Below are 15,029 nucleotides of genomic sequence, written 5' to 3' on the forward strand. Positions count from 1 at the left end.
TGCCGCTCCCCCACCGGTCGTTCGAGGAAAGGCCACCGCATGCCCCACCTGATCGGTATCGACGAGGCGGAACAGCTCGGCACCAGACAGGTGCACCAGCTCTACCGCGACCATGTCAGTCGCAGCCAGGTCTCGCTGATGACGACCTTCGGCTTCGGCCGGGAACTGGTGGACCACGCCGAGGGGGTGTGGATCCATCTCCGCGACGGCCGACGGGTGCTGGACTTCTCCGGCGGCGTCGGCGTGCTCAACCACGGGCACAACCACCCGCGGATCCTGGCCGCCCGGCGGCGGTTCGCCGAGGCCCGCCGGATGGAGGTGCACAAGGCGTTCTTCTCCCCGTACCTGGCGGCGTTGAGCCACAACGTCGCCGCGCTGCTCCCCGGCGACCTGTCCGTCTCGTACTTCCCCAACTCGGGGGCCGAGGCGAACGAGGGGGCGGTGAAGATGGCGTACAAGTACCACGGCGGGCGACGTAACACCGTGCTGCGCGCCGACATCAGCTTCCACGGCAAGACCCTCGGCGCGGGCAGCCTCACCGGCTCGTCGGAGAACGCGTTCCGCTTCCCCGGCCTGCCCGGCATCGTCGTGTACCCGTACGGGGACCTCGCCGCCGTCCGGGCGGCCGTCGACACGGCGCGCACCCCGGGCGGGGACTGCGACGTGTACGCCATCCTGGTCGAGCCGTTCAGCGCCTCCACCATGCGCCGGTGGAGCGAGGACGACCTGCTGGCCCTGCACCGGCTCTGCCGCGAGCGGGACATCGTGCTGATCTTCGACGAGGTCTACACCGGCTGGGGCAAGACCGGCAGCCTCTTCTACTTCATGCGGCACGAGGGGCTGCTGCCGGACATCCTCACCTACTCCAAGTCACTCGGCGGCGGCAAGGCCTCGATCGCCGGCTACACGGCCCGCGAGCCGATCTTCCGCCGGGCGTACGACCGGCTCACCGACGTCATCCTGCACAGCACCACCTACTACGGGTTCGGCGAGGAGACCGCCACCGCCCTGGAGGCCGTCGCGGTCGTGGTGGAGGACGACTACCCGGCCCGGGCCCGCGCCCTGGAGGCGGTGCTGCAGCCCGGCCTCGACCGGCTGGCCAAGGCGTACCCCGACGTGATCGGTCGGGTCAGCGGCGCGGGCGCGCTCTGGGGCGTCTTCCTCGGCGGCGGCCCCGGCCTGCTCGACCTGGCCGGCAAGCTGATGCCGGGCTTCACCCACGACCCGCAGTTCCGCACCAAACTGATCACCCTGTCGGTGATCGCGCACCTGTTCCGCGAGCACGGGATCATGACCTACTACAGCCCGAACGCGGACAACCCGCTGATGGTCGCGCCGAGCCTGGTGGCCACCCCCGAGGACGTGGAGCACTTCCTCACCGCCCTGGACGCGACGCTGTCCCGGGGCCTGCCGCGGCTGCTCGCCGCCTTCGTCCGGGAGCGGGTGACGTCCCGGTGGTGACCAACGACCACATCGTGGTGACCGGGGCCTGCGGGATGCTCGGCTCGTACCTGGTCGACCGGCTGCTCGCCGAGGGACACCGGGTGCACGGCGTCGACCTGCTGCCCGCCGCGCGCACCGCGCCGGGACTGACCCACAGCCAGGGCGACGTCCGCGACGCCGCGCTGCTGGCCCGGGTGCTCGCCGACGCGTCCGCCGTCGTGCACTGCGCCGCCGCGCTGCCCAGCTACCCGGCGGAGATGATCCGGTCGATCATCGTGGACGGCACCCACGCGGTGCTCGGCGCCGCCCGCCGGGCGCGGGTGCCCCGGGTGGTGCACATCTCCTCCACCGCCGTGTACGGCCTGCCCCGGCTGGTACCCACCCCGGAGGACCATCCCCGCGAGCCTGTCGACGCGTACACCCGGGCGAAGGTCGAGGCGGAACTGCTGGTGGAACGGTTCCGGGCGGACGGGCTCTGCGTGCCGGTGCTGCGCCCCAAGACCTTCCTCGGCCCCGGCCGGATGGGTCTGTTCGCCATGCTCTTCGAGTGGGCCGAGGAGGGGCGCAACTTCCCGGTCCTCGGCCGTGGCGACGTGCGGGTGCAGATGTTCGCGGTGCAGGACCTGGTCGACGCGGTGCTCACCGTGCTGGCCGCCCCCGACGACGTGGCCGACGACACCTACAACCTGGGCGCGGCCGAGTTCGGCACGCTGCGCGAGGACTTCCAGGCGGTGCTCGACGCCGCCGGGCACGACCGGCGGGTGGTCGGGCTGCCGGCCGGGCCGGCGCTCGCGGCGCTGCGGGCGTTGGAGCGCAGCGGCCTCTCCCCGGTGTACGGGCGGTTGCTGCACAAGTTGCGCGCCGACTCGTACGTCAGCATCGACAAGGCCCGCGAGCGGCTCGGGTTCAAGCCCCGGTTCGCCAACCGCGACGCGATCCTCGACACCTACGACTGGTGGCGGGCGAACCGGGGCGGGGCGGCGACCGGGGCCGGGCGGACCAGCCGGGAACCCTGGCGGCAGGGCGCGCTGTCCCTCGCGAAGATCTTCTTCTAGGCGGGTGGAGCGATGCCCCTCCTCGACTCCGCCCCCGCCACCGTCGCCGCCGTGCCGCCGCCGGCCACCCGCCGGGCGAGTCTGGTCGTCGAGCTGATCCGGCTGGTACGCCCCACGCACTGGGTGAAGAGCCTGCTGGTCGTCCCGCTCCCGCTGCTCGACCCGGCGTCCTGGCACCCGGCCGGGCTGCTCCGGCTGGGCTGGTCCGTGCTCGCCTTCGTGCTCGCCGCCTCGGCCGTGTACGTGGGCAACGACGTGGCCGACCGGCACCGGGACGGCCACCACCCGGTGAAACGGCACCGGCCGGTCGCCTCCGGTCGGGTGCCGGTCCCGCTGGCGTACGCCTGCGCCGCCGTGCTGCTGCTCGGGCTCGCCCTGCTGCTGGCCGCCGGCCTGACCGGGCCGGCCTGGCCGGTGCTGCTCTACCTCGCGCTCAACGTCTGGTACAGCCGGGGCCTGAAGCACGTCCCGCTGGTCGAGGCCGGGGTGGTCGCGACCGGGTTCGTGCTCCGCGCCGTGCAGGGCTACCTGGCCGTCGGCACGGCCGTGTCGGCCTGGCTGTTGATCACCGTCTTCGCCGGCTGCCTGCTGCTGATCATCGGAAAGCGCCGCCAGGAACTGCTGGAGGCGGGGGTGGCCCACCGGCCCGCGCTGCACGGCTGGTCGGTGGAGCTGGCCGGGCACCTGCTCCAGCTCACCGGCGTGCTGGCGGTCACCGCCGGACTGGTCTGGCTGGGCACGGAAGCCCCGTTCGACCCGTACGGGGAGGCCGCGATGCTGCTCTCCACCCCGTTCGTTCTCTACCTGATGTCCCGATACCTGCAACTGGCCCTGGTCCGGCGGGCGGCCGGCGATCCGGTCCGGCTGCTGCTGCGCGACCGGGCGGTGGTCACCGCCGTCGTGCTCTGGGCCGCCTGCCTCGGCGCGCTGTACGCCGCCACCCGCTTCCCGGCGCTCGTCGCCGCCCTGTCCTGACGCCGCCAGAGCGCCCACGTCGAAGGAGAGCAATGACCGTGCACACCCCGACGGTGTCCGTCGTCGTGCCCAACTACAACCACGCCGACTCCCTGCCGCTGACCCTGCCGGCGTTGCAGGCCCAGACCCATCCCGCCACCGAGATCATCTTCGTGGACGACCGGAGCACCGACGACTCGGTGGCCGTGGCCCGGGCGCTCGGCGTGCCGGTGCTGTCCACCCCCCGCAACGGCGGCCCCGCGCTGGCCCGCAACGTCGGCGCCGCCCGGGCCCGCGGCGAGATCCTGCTCTTCGTCGACTCCGACGTGGAGCTGCCCCCGGACACCGTGGCGCGGGCGGTACGGCTGCTCGCCGCGGACCCCGCCGCCGGCGCGATCTGCGGCACCCTCGACGCGGTGCCGCTGGTACGCGACAGCCTCGTCCAGGAGTGCCGGTGCCTGCAGGCGCACTGGTGGCGGATCAGTTCGCTGGGCGACGTCAGCTTCCTGTTCACCGCGATCTGCGCCATGCCGGCCAGGGTCTTCGCCGAGATCGGCCCCTTCCACGAGGGACTGCGGCAGACCGAGGAGGTCGAGTACGGCGAACGGCTCGCCGTCCGGTACCCGATCCGGCTCACCGACGCCATCCACGGCCGGCACCGCGACGACGACCGGCTCTGGCCGATGCTGCGCAAGGTGTTCCACCGCAGCCGGCTGCGGATGCCGCTGTACGCGCACCGCCGCCGGGCCGCGCAGGGCTTCGAGACCGCGGCCCGGATGTGGGCCGCCGTCACCGCGCTGCTCGGCACCCTGGCGCTGCCGCTGCCGCTGCTGACCGGACCGGCGGGGGCGGTGCCGTCCCTGGCGGCGGTACTGGCCTTCCTGGCCTGCGACGCCGGCATGTACCGGTTCGTCGCGCGACGGCGCGGGGCCGGGCTGCTGGTCGCCTTCGTCGGCGTGCAGTGGCTGATCAACCTGGCGATCGCCGGTGGCGCGGCCGCCGGGGCGGCGCAGTGGCTCTGCTCCCCCGCCTTCCGCCGCCTCTACGAGGGCGGTCCACGCCCGGCCGACCGGGTGCCGGCATGAGCGTCGCCACCCGGCCCGCCGGCCCGCCGCCGGCCGGCCCGACCCGCACCCGGTGGTGCCCGGCCACCCGGCTGCTCTGCGCGGCGGCGCTCGGCTGGGCGGTGCTCACCGGACTGCACCGGGCGTTGACCGGACGCTGGTGGTTCTGGCTGCTGCCGGACCTGCTGCCGCCGGCCGCGTACCTGCTGGTGCCGGTGGCGCTGGCGGCGGCCGTGCCGGCCGCGCGGGCGCTGCGCCGGCCGCTGCCCGCCCGGCCGGCGACGGCGGTGCTGGCGGCGGCGGCCACCGCGCTCGCGCTGGGCCTGCCCGACGCCGGCCTGAACCGGTACGCGTGGGCGTCCCGTCCGGCCCCGCCGCCGGGGACACTGACCGTGCTGGCCTGGAACACCGGCTACTGGGACCAGCACGACGACCCGGAGGCGTTCCTGCGCTTCCTGGTCGCCCAACGGGCCGACGTCTACCTGTTGCAGGAGCACCTCTACTGGGACGACGCGGCCGGGCTGGCCGGGGCCCGGCCCGCCCCCGACCCGGACCGGCTGCGTCGGGCGTTCCCCGGCTACACCCTGGTGGCCCGGGGGGAGCTGCTGACGCTGTCCCGCTTCCCGGTGGTGGGCCACCCGGCGGTCGGCCCGGACGCCGACCTGGCGGCGGACGCCGACTTCGGGCGGGTCTTCACCGCCGCCAAGGTGCTCCGCACCGACCTGCGGGTGGGCGGCCGGCTGCTGTCGACGTACAACGTGCACCTGCCGGTGCAGGTGAACCTGGCGCCGCAACGATTCCTGGGCTACGTGCGGGAGCGCGACGCGGCCCGTCGGGCGCAGCTCGCCGGGCTGCGGGCCGACCTCGCGGCCAATCCGAACCCGGTGCTGGTGGCCGGCGACTTCAACACCACGGCGGCGATGGGCGACCTGCGGCCGCTGCGGGACCGGCTGCGCGACGCCGCCGACGCCGGATCCGACGTGTACCCGGCGAGCTGGCCGACCGGCCGGCTGCCGGCGGTCTGGCGGCTGGACTGGACGCTGACCTCCCGAACCGTACGGGTGCACCGGTACGCGCTCGGCGAGCCGCCCGGCCTCTCCGACCACCGCACCCAGACCGCCCTGATCACCCTGCGGGAGGAGTCATGAGCCGCGTACCGACCGTCTCGGTCGTGATCCCGGTGTACAACGCCGCGAAGACGCTGCGGCGCTGCCTGGACGCGGTCGCGGCGCAGACCCACCCGCCGGCGGAGGTCCTGGTCGTCGACGACGGCAGCACCGACGGGTCGGCGGAGCTGGCGGCCGCGGCTGGCGTCCGGGTACTGGTCCAGCCGGTCAACCGCGGCGTGTCCGCCGCGCGTAACGCGGGGGTGGCGGCCAGCACCGGCGAGGTGGTCTTCTTCGTCGACTCGGACGTCGCGCTGGCGCCCGACGCGATCGGCAACGCCCTGGCGGTGCTCGCCGCCGACCCCGACTGCGGCTGCGTCTACGGTGTCTACGCCCCGGTGCCGCTGATCGACGACGGGCCCGTCGAGCGGTACCGGGTGCTGCACCTGCACACCGCGCTGACCCGGGCGGTCGGGCCGGTCGACACCGCCGTCTTCGCGCTCGCCGCCGTGCCCCGCGCGGTGCTGCGGGACCTCGGCCCGTTCGACGAGAACCTGCGCAGCGCCGAGGACGACGAGTACAGCGAACGACTGCTGACCCGCTACCGGATCCGGCTCACCGACACCGTCGTCGGCCGCCACGACGAGGCGGACCGGCTGCTGCCGTTGCTGGGTGAGCAGTACCGGCGGGCCCAGCTGCTGCGCTGGTCGCTGCGCAACCGCTACCGCCGCCGGGGGTTGGCGCTGAACTCCACCCTCGGCGTGCTCGCCGCGGGGCTGGGCGTGCTCACCCTGCCGGCGGCGCTGCTCGGCCCGTACGGGGTGGCGGCGCCGCTGCTCTGCCTGGCGGTCTTCGTCGCCGCCGACCCGCCGCTGGCGGCGGCGCTGCGCCGGGCCGGCGGCGGGGTGTTCCTCGCCCGGGCCCTCGGCATCCACCTGCTGGTCAACGTCGCCCTGATCACCGGTGCCGCGGTCGGCCTGCTCCGGTCCCTGGTGGACCCGTCGTTCGGGCCGTCGTCGCGGATCGCCGCCCGTCCCCTCGAGTCGAAAGGTTGGTGAGGTGGTGGCCGTCTCCGCCCCCCTCGTCTCGGTCATCGTGCCCAACTACAACTACGCCCGGACCCTGCGGCTCTGCCTGGCGGCGCTGCGGGAGCAGACCCACCGGCCGGTGGAGGTGATCGTGGTCGACGACGGCAGCACCGACGACTCGGCGGCCGTCGCGGAGTCCTTCCCGGGGGTACGGGTGCTGCGTACCCCGGTCAACAGCGGGCCCTCGGTGGCCCGCAACCTCGGCGCGGAGGCCGCCACCGGCGAGATCCTGATGTTCGTCGACTCGGACGTGGCGCTGGCCCCGGACGCGGTGGCCACCGCGGTGGCGATCCTGCGCGACGAACCGGGCGTCGGCGCGGTCTGCGGCAACTACGACACGGTCCCGCTGATCGACGGCACCTTCACCAAGGACTACCGCAACCTGTACCGGCACTGGTACTTCCGGGCCGCCGAGGGGAGCATCACCGGCTTCCTGTCGACCGCGATCCTGGCCGTGCCGACCCGCGTCTGGGCGCAGGTGGGGCCGTTCAACCCGCGGCTGACGCAGAGCGAGGGCGCGGACGTCAGCGAACGGCTCACCGACCGGTACGAGGTGCGGATGACCACCCGGGTGATCGGCCGGCACGACGACGACGCGACGCTGCGTGTCGCGTTGGGCAAGGTGTTCACCCGGACCCGGGTGCACATCCCCTTCTTCCTGCACCGACGACGGGTGGTCGGGGTGGTCACCTCCGCCGAGTCCGGCACCGGGTTGGCCTCCTGGCTGGCCGCCGCCAGCACGCCGCTGCCGCTGCTGGCCGGCCCGGCCTGGGCCGCCGTACCGCTGCTGCTGCTGGCGCTCTGGCTGCTCAGCGACGCCCGGATGTACCGCTACGTCCGGGCGGTGCGCGGCCCCGGCTACACGCTGCGCTTCGCCGGCCTGCACCTGCTGGTCAGCCTCACCATCGGGGTGGGGGTGGCGGTCGGGCTGGTCCAGTGGCTGCTGTCGCGCCGCTTCCGCCGCCTCTACGAGGAGCAGCCGGCGGTGGCCGCGTGAGCGCCGTGCGGGGCGCGGCCCGGACCGCGCCGGTGGCGGTCGGGCCGGCACCGTCCGGCCGGCGCCGCCGGGGCCGTACCGGGCCGGTGCTGACCGGCCTGGCCGGGGCCTGGCTGGTCCTGGTGGTGGCGCACCGGCTGCTCAGCGGCCGGTGGTGGCTGTGGCTGGCCCCGGAGCTGATCCCGCCGCTGGCGTTCGTCGCCGTGCCGGCGCTGCTGCTCGTGGCGGCCCCGCTGGCCGGGCGGGGGTGGCGGCCCCGGACGGCGCTGCTCGCGCTGGCCGGCCTGCTGCTCGGCGCGGGCCTGGCCGGGCTGAACCCGGCGGTGCTGCGCAGCCCGCCACCGGCGCCGCCGGACGCGCTGCGCCTGGTCTCCTGGAACACCACGGTGTGGAACGCCACCGACGACCCCGACGCGTTCTACGCCCTGCTGACCGCCCGGCACGCCGACGTCTACCTGCTGCAGGAGTACAAGCCCGACGACGACCCGGTACGCCGCGACGCCGACCTGGCCCGGCTGCGCCGGGAGTTCCCCGGCTACCAGGTGGTGTTGCGCGGCGAACTGGTCACCGTCACCCGGTTCCCGGTCGTCGGGGTGACCGCGCTGCCGGCCGACCCGCCGCCCGGCTCCGACTGGCGCACCGACTACTGGGAGGTGAAGTCGCTCCGCACCGACCTGCGGGTACGGGGCCGCACGGTGTCGGTCTACAACACGCACATCCTGGTGCCGCTGGACCTGAGCAGCCCGCTGCGGGAGCTGTTCTACGACCGCCGGCACGAGTTCTTCCAGCGGCGGGAGACCCAGTACCGGGCGCTCGCCAGAGACCTGGACCGCAACCCGAACCCGCTGCTGGTCGCCGGGGACCTGAACACCAGTCCGGCCATGGGCGACCTGCGGCGGCTCACCGACCGGCTCACCGACGCCGGCCGGGCCAGCGGGTCGGCGTACCCGACGTCGTGGACCATCGCCGGGCGGCGCTGGTGGCGGCTGGACTGGACGTTCGTCTCCCCCGGTTGGACGGTGCACCGCTACCGGCTGCGCGACGCCCGGGACATGTCCGACCACCGGATGCAGGACGTCCTGCTCTCCCTCGGCGGTTCCCGGTGAGCCGGGCCCGGGCGCTGGCCGCGCTGCGCCTGGTCGGGTACGCCGCCGTGCTGGCCTTCCTCGGCTGGCAGGTGTGGCGGGTCCGGCACGGGATGGCGGAGAGCCTGCGGGCGGTCGGCTGGGGCGCGGCCCTGACCGCCGGGGTGCTCGCGGCGGTCGGCGGGGTCCCCGGCTTCGTCGGCTGGCGGGTGCTGCTCGCCGGGCTCGGCACCCGGTTGTCGCTGCGCGACGCCACCCGGGTGTACTTCCTGGCCGGGCTGACCCGCTACCTGCCGGGCGGGGTGTGGCCGACGGTGGCGCACGCCGCGATGGCCCGCCCGCTGCGCCAGCCACCGGCCCGGCTCGCCGCGGCGTTCCTGGCCAGCCAGGGCCTCGCCGCGGTCTCCGGGGTGCTCGTCGGGGTGCTGGCGCTGCCCTGGCTGCTCGGGCAGAGCCGGTGGTGGTGGCTGCTGCTGCCGGCCTGCCTGGCCGCCGTGGCCCCGGTGCTCGCGCCGGGCCTGCTGGCCCGGCTGCTGGGCGTCGCGGCGCGGCTGCTGCGCCGCGGGGACGCCGGGCCGCTGCTGCCCGGCCGCCCCGCGCTGCTGGGCGCCACCGGGCTGATGGTGCTCGGCTGGCTGATCAGCGGCCTGCACGTCACCGTGCTGGCGGTCGCGCTCGGCGCGGCGCCGGGACCGGCGCTGCCGCTGGGCATCGGCGGCTTCGCCCTCTCCGTGGTCGCCGGCCTCTGCGCCGTGGTGCTGCCGACCGGGCTGGGCGTGCGCGAGGTGGCGCTCGCGCTCACCGTCGCCCCCCTGGTCGGCGGCCCCGACCTGGTGACCCTGGTCGCGCTGAGCCGGGTGCTGCTGACCGTCGGCGACATCGGCTCGACCGCCGTCGTGCTCGCCCTGCTCGCGACCACCGGCCGCCGCCCGGCGGAACCCACCGTCGCGCCCTGCCCCGACCCCGCCGACCGTCTCGAAGGAGCCCCGTCATGACCACCACCGACCTGCCCACCGACCGGTTGTCCGCGCCGCCCCGGGTGGCCGGCGGCGGGTTGCGCGGCGCGACCCGCCGGCTGCGCAGCGCGCTGCACACCGCCTCCGGGCTGGAGGTGCTCTCCGCGCTGCCGTTCCTGGCCGGCCCGCTGGCCCGGCTGGAGCGCCGCCCCCTGCTGCACGGGCTGGTGCTCTCCGCGTTCGGGCTGCGCCGGCCGATCTTCGTGGACTTCCCGGTCCACCCGGAACCCCGCTTCGGCTACGGCCGCCCCGACCACCCCGGCCTCACCGCGCTGCTGGAGCGGCGGCGGGACGCGTATGCCGACACGCTGCGGCGGTTCCTCGTGCACACCGACCGGCTCGCCGCCGTACCGCTGCGCGGTGACCTCGACTCCGGCGCACCGTACTGGGTCAACGGCTGGCTGCCGCCGCTGGACGCGCTGGCCCTCTACGGCTTCCTGACCGAGCACGACCCGCGGCGCTACGTCGAGATCGGCTCCGGCAACTCGACCAAGTTCGCCCGCCGGGCGGTCCGCGACCACGGCCTGCGGACCACGATCACCTCGATCGACCCGGCGCCGCGGGCCAGCGTCGACGTGCTCTGCGACGAGGTGGTCCGCGCGCCGCTGGAACGGGCCGACCTGAGCCTGTTCGACACGTTGGAGGCCGGCGACGTGATCTTCTTCGACGGCTCGCACCGCAGCTTCATGGGCTCGGACGTGACCGTCTTCTTCTTCGAGGTGCTGCCCCGGCTGCGCCCCGGAGTGCTGGTGCAGGTGCACGACATCATGCTGCCCCGGGACTACCCGCCGCAGTGGCGGCACCGGCACTACAACGAGCAGTACCTGCTGGCCGCGTTCCTGCTGGCCGCACCGGAGCGCTGGCAGGTCGAGCTGCCCAACGCCTTCGTGGCCGGTGACCCGGAGCTTCGTGCGTTGGCGGACCCGCTGTGGCGGCGGATCGGGCTGACCGAGCAGTTCCTGCCCGCGTCGTTCTGGCTGCGCCCCGGCACGCCCTGACCGGCCCCGGGCCCGCCCGGCCCGGGTGTAAGTCACCCGGGCCGGGACACCGGATCAGCGGCGGGCGCGCGCCACCACCTCCTCCGGGCTGAGCGGCGTCGACGGGTGGTGGGTCAGGCACATCGGCGTGTTCACCCTGACGAACGGAAAACCCTCGCCGGCCGCGTAGAACTGGCCGCTGGCCAGCAGCCCGATGTCGGGCAGCCGGCCGCCCCGGGCCGCGGCGATCCCGCGGGCGGCGTCGATCTGCGCCGGCGCGTTGAGCAGCCCGAAGAACTGGGTCGTCGCGTTGCCGGCGATCCGGTTGTGCAGGCCCTTGGGCGCCTGGGTGGCGAAGACCAGCCCCAGCCCGTACTTGCGGGCCTGGGCGGCCAGTGCGACCGAGCTCGCCGTGCAGGCGGTGTTCCCGGTCGACGGCGCGAGGGTCTGCGCCTCGTCCATCACCAGCAGCCCGCCCAGCGGACGGTCCCCGGCGGGATGCCGCTTGATCCAGGCGAAGAGCGCCATCTGCAACTGGTTGACGAAGCTCTGCCGTTCCTGGTCGGAGCCGAGCCCGATGAAGCTGATCACGCTGACCCGGGCCCGGCGGCCGGGCGACGGGGTGAGCAGCAGGCCCGGATCGGCCGCCGCGCCCACGCCGCCGAAGAGCGGGTCGGTGACCATCGCCGCCTTGAGGGTCTCCGCGAGGTCGTGGGCCAGCCGGTCGGCGCGGGCCAGCCGGCTCACCCCGTCGGGCAGGTCGGCCAGGAACTCGGTGAACCCCGGCAGCCCGACCAGACCGGCGCGCGCGTACGCCTGGAGGGCCTCGGTCAGCACCGCCCTGCCCTGTTGCGCCGGCCGGGTCGGCCGGTCCACCCCGGCGCGGGCGGCGAGCGCCTCCACCGCGGAGCGGACCGCCTGGTCGAACTCGTCGGGCGAGTCCCGGACCGGGGTGAAGTCCGGCAGCGGCTGGAAGCTCAGGGGCCGCCCGGCGGTGACCCGGGGCGTCCAGACCACCACCTCGGTGTGGTCGAGGTAGTCGCGGGCCCGCTCGTCGTCGCCCGGCCCCCAGCCGGCCGGGGCCGCCGGCCAGGGGTCACCCAACCGGGCCAGGTCGTTGTTCGGGTCGAGCACGATCGCCGACACGCCCCGGCGGGCGCACTCCTCGACCAGCCGCCGGATCAGCACGGTCTTGCCGGAGCCGGACCCGGCGAAGACCACGGCGTGCCGGCGCAGGGACGCCAGGGCGACCGTGAACGGATCGCCCTCGACAGTGCGGCCCAACCGCAGGGCCGGCCCGTCCGGTGCCGCGATCGGGTGCGGCGTACGCCCGTCGGAGCTGGCGACGATGTCGATCGCGTCGCCCCCACGGCCGGCCACCGGTCCGGCGGCGGGGCCGGGCCCAGACCGGAGGCCAGGGCCAGGGCTGGTGCCGGGGCCGGCGGGCGCGGGGGTCGGGGTCGACCCGGACCGCGCCGGCGGCCGGTCGCCGCCCGGGTCACGCGGACCCGGCCGGCCCGCCCCGGTCGCCGGAGCCGGCGCGGTGCCAGGGACCGGCGCGGTGCGCGGAGCCGAGGCGGTGCCAGGGACCGGCGTGGGACCGGGTGCCGGCGCGGGGCCGGGTGCCGGCGCGGGGCCGGGTGCCGGCGCGGGGCCGCCAGCAAGGATCGCGCGGAACAGCTGGGTGCCGCCGGCCGGCCGGCGGGCCACCAGCCACTCGGGCAGCGCGGCGGCGGCCTCCTCGGCGAGTTGCCCGAGCGCGGCGAAGACCCGCAGGTCCGCCTCCGCCACCGGACAGCGGACCCCGCCGGCCGCGTCGAACGCGGCCAGCACCTCACCGGTACGCCGCCCGGTCGGCCACGGGGCGTTACGCAGCAGCACCAACCGGCGTTGCGGCAGGTCACGGTCGAGGCCGGCCAGTGTGCAGGCGGCCTTCACCCGGGCGGTGACCGCGATCGGATTGGGGTGCGCGAGCCCCCGGAAGCACCAGTGCGCCTCGTTCTCGGTCGCCTCGTCGAGCACCTCGATCAACCGCCCGTGCAGGGCGGGCTTGCGTCCGGGCGGAGGGTCGTACTTGTACGTCGCCCCGGTCGGGGCCTGCTCGGCGATCCAGGCCGCCAGGCCGGCGGCGAGCAGCGGCGGCATCGCCTCGTCCTCGGTACGTGGATCACCGGCGGCGGCCACGTCCGCCGCCGCGACCAGCGCCGCGAACCGATCGTCGAGCCGCCGGAGGGCGTCCGCCCCGGCCGACGTACCGGTGGCCGGGGCGGGGGACGTCGCCTCGCCGCCGTCGATCAGCCGGTCCAGCTCCACCACCTCGTCCTGGTCACGGCACCGGGCGAGGTGCCGGTCCACCCGACGCAGCAGGGCCCGCGGGGTCAGGCTGGGCGCGTCGGCGAACGCCGCCGCGGCGATCGGCCAGGTCGGGTACGGCGGCACGAAGCGCGCCCCCGCGTAGGCGGCGGAGAGCCGCTTCGCCACGATTTCCTGGCCGATCTCCGGGGCGGGGATCCGGTCCGGCAGGGTGGCCGGCCGGAACCGGTCCGCGACCGGGGTGGGCGCGCTACGGGTCAGCAACGCCCAGGTGTCCGGGAGGCAGGAGACCACGACCAGCGTCCGGCGGGTGACGTCGCGCAGCTTGAGCAGGCCGTCCGCGATCGGCCCGAGCACCGTCGCCGGGGCGTCCTCCAGACCGGCGTGCTGGTCGAAGAGGGAGGTGCTGGTCTGGGCGAAGAGCGTGTCGAGCTGGTCGACCGCGATCACCGTCGGGTCGAGGGTGAGCGCCATCAGCCGGGAGACGTCCTGCACGATCTGCTGCGCGGTCCGGATCGCCGGGGTCAGCCCCCAGGCCGCGCGGGCCGCCGGGTCACCCGGCTCGGAGATCAGGTGGGCGTACCCGACGTCCTGCGCCTCGAAGTCGATCGCGCCGTGCAGCACCAGCGCCCGGGCGGTGTCCTGACAGTCGCGTCCCACCTCCCGGTCCCGGGTGCGCAGCGCCCGGATGAAGGCGTCCAGCTGCTCACGGGTGATCTCCTGGGTCCCGGCGACCGCGTCGCGGACCGCCACCGGCAGGCCGAGCTGGGCGGTCAGCCGGCGCAGGAAGGTCCGCAGCTGGGTCCCCCAGCCGATCGCGTCGCGTCCCATCCCCTCGACCAGCGCCAGCGCGACGCTCTCCCAGAACGTCTTGCCGCTGACCATGTCGACCAGGAAGAAGTAGCCGCCCTCCTGCTGGATGCGGTCGCGGACCGCACCGAGCAGGTGGGTCTTGCCGGCGCCGGCCCGGCCCTGCATGGCCACGCCCAGCGGGACCGTGGTGTCGTCGGTGCGCGCCCGGCCCACCCCGCGCAGGATCTCGGCGACCACCTTCTCGTGCAGCCGCGGCACATCGAAACGGCTGGGCCGCCAGACGTCGTCGGGGGTGACCGCCGGGTTGAGGCTGACCGCCTCCAGCGCGGCGCGCCGGTCCGCCGGGATCATGCCGGACCGATCGCCAGGGCGTGGTTGTCCTCGTCCCCGATGCGCACCGCCGCCGCGCGGTCCCGCGCGGTCAGCGACTTGGTGTTCGCCACCGGGATGATCCGGACGCCGTCCTGGTGGACCAGCGCCCGCAGCGCCGCGTCCACCACGCCGCGCTCCAGCTCGCCCAGGTGCTCGCGGACGTCGGCCAGCCCGACCCAGGCGCCGGACGCCGGGGCCAGCTCCCGGTACGCCGCCCGGATCCGCTCCGCCACCTGCCCGGGCGCGGCCGCCGGTTCGGCGACGGCGGGCTCCGCGGTACGGGAGAAGAAGTCGCCGTGGCTGACCCGCAGCCGGTCCAGCCCACGGTGCAGGTTGGCCAGCACGGTGAGCAGCGAGCGGGTGGCCGACCCGCTCCGCGCGGGCGGGGCGCCGGTGTGCAGCTGCCGGGTCACCCGCCAGCCGGCGTCGGTGAGCTGGTGCGTGAAGGGACGGTGCGACCGGTCGGTCTCGACCAGGCCGAGCGTGACCAGCTTGGCGTTGTCCGGCCCGGTCAGGGCGGCGCCCGCCAGCTCCCTCAGCTCGGTGTTGGTCAGCTCCCGGGCCTCCACCATCAGCACGACCAGCACGTTGAGCTGGTGGGGCGTCAGGGTCGGCAGGTCACCGCTGGTCGTCATCGTGCCTCATCTTTCCTCGGTACGCGTCGGCCGGTCGCCGCCCGGCCCGCGGCGGGTGACGAGTCCCGCTGCGGACGGGCCGGACGCCGGACGACACCTGTGCGTCGGGGT

12 protein-coding genes are annotated in these 15,029 nt (G+C 75.4%); 10 read left to right on the top strand and 2 right to left on the bottom strand.

Annotation, left to right across the window (positions count from 1 at the left end; translation table 11 throughout):
* Positions 1 to 138 precede the first annotated feature (138 nt).
* The 10 genes from GA0070611_RS11160 to GA0070611_RS11205 are packed head-to-tail and all read left to right on the top strand — an operon-like array spanning position 139 to position 10,806.
* Positions 139 to 1,461: an aspartate aminotransferase family protein gene (locus tag GA0070611_RS11160; protein WP_197675982.1), complete on the top strand. Its 1,323-nt coding sequence runs from the start codon at positions 139 to 141 to the stop codon at positions 1,459 to 1,461.
* Positions 1,458 to 2,498, top strand: a complete 1,041-nt coding sequence (locus GA0070611_RS11165) for an NAD-dependent epimerase/dehydratase family protein (RefSeq protein WP_269456359.1) — start codon at positions 1,458 to 1,460, stop codon at positions 2,496 to 2,498. Before GA0070611_RS11160 ends, GA0070611_RS11165 begins: the two co-directional genes overlap by 4 nt.
* A 12-nt stretch (positions 2,499 to 2,510) precedes the next feature.
* On the top strand, positions 2,511 to 3,473 hold the full coding sequence (locus GA0070611_RS11170) for a UbiA prenyltransferase family protein (protein ID WP_197675904.1): 963 nt from the start codon (positions 2,511 to 2,513) through the stop codon (positions 3,471 to 3,473).
* Between the two features lie 32 nt (positions 3,474 to 3,505).
* Positions 3,506 to 4,537 (top strand): glycosyltransferase family 2 protein, encoded by a 1,032-nt coding sequence (locus tag GA0070611_RS11175; protein WP_091662160.1) that lies wholly within the window; start codon positions 3,506 to 3,508, stop codon positions 4,535 to 4,537.
* The gene (locus tag GA0070611_RS11180) at positions 4,534 to 5,664 is read left to right on the top strand and encodes an endonuclease/exonuclease/phosphatase family protein (RefSeq protein ID WP_157740299.1); all 1,131 of its coding nucleotides are present in this window, start codon (positions 4,534 to 4,536) and stop codon (positions 5,662 to 5,664) included. The genes GA0070611_RS11175 and GA0070611_RS11180 overlap by 4 nt, the downstream gene beginning before the upstream one ends.
* The gene (locus tag GA0070611_RS11185) at positions 5,661 to 6,680 is read left to right on the top strand and encodes a glycosyltransferase family 2 protein (protein WP_091662165.1); all 1,020 of its coding nucleotides are present in this window, start codon (positions 5,661 to 5,663) and stop codon (positions 6,678 to 6,680) included. Before GA0070611_RS11180 ends, GA0070611_RS11185 begins: the two co-directional genes overlap by 4 nt.
* A 1-nt stretch (position 6,681) precedes the next feature.
* The gene (locus GA0070611_RS11190) at positions 6,682 to 7,707 is read left to right on the top strand and encodes a glycosyltransferase family 2 protein (protein WP_231921405.1); all 1,026 of its coding nucleotides are present in this window, start codon (positions 6,682 to 6,684) and stop codon (positions 7,705 to 7,707) included.
* Entirely contained in the window at positions 7,704 to 8,813 is a 1,110-nt protein-coding gene (locus tag GA0070611_RS11195) for an endonuclease/exonuclease/phosphatase family protein (RefSeq protein ID WP_091662167.1), read from the top strand. Before GA0070611_RS11190 ends, GA0070611_RS11195 begins: the two co-directional genes overlap by 4 nt.
* Entirely contained in the window at positions 8,810 to 9,787 is a 978-nt protein-coding gene (locus tag GA0070611_RS11200; RefSeq protein ID WP_157740300.1) for a lysylphosphatidylglycerol synthase transmembrane domain-containing protein, read from the top strand. Before GA0070611_RS11195 ends, GA0070611_RS11200 begins: the two co-directional genes overlap by 4 nt.
* Complete coding sequence (locus GA0070611_RS11205; RefSeq protein WP_091662172.1) at positions 9,784 to 10,806, top strand: class I SAM-dependent methyltransferase; 1,023 nt, start codon at positions 9,784 to 9,786, stop codon at positions 10,804 to 10,806. The genes GA0070611_RS11200 and GA0070611_RS11205 overlap by 4 nt, the downstream gene beginning before the upstream one ends.
* A 54-nt stretch (positions 10,807 to 10,860) precedes the next feature.
* On the opposite strand, the gene GA0070611_RS31490 is transcribed toward GA0070611_RS11205, so the two are convergent.
* Both GA0070611_RS31490 and GA0070611_RS11215 read right to left on the bottom strand, forming a co-directional pair.
* A complete protein-coding gene (locus GA0070611_RS31490) occupies positions 10,861 to 14,262 on the bottom strand; it encodes an ATP-binding protein (protein ID WP_231921406.1) in 3,402 nt (1,133 codons plus the stop codon).
* Positions 14,259 to 14,918, bottom strand: coding sequence for a hypothetical protein (locus GA0070611_RS11215; protein WP_091662175.1), 660 nt, complete (start codon positions 14,916 to 14,918; stop codon positions 14,259 to 14,261). The genes GA0070611_RS31490 and GA0070611_RS11215 overlap by 4 nt, the downstream gene beginning before the upstream one ends.
* Positions 14,919 to 15,029: the final 111 nt, after the last annotated feature.

The organism is Micromonospora auratinigra (genome assembly GCF_900089595.1).
Lineage (GTDB): Bacteria > Actinomycetota > Actinomycetes > Mycobacteriales > Micromonosporaceae > Micromonospora > Micromonospora auratinigra.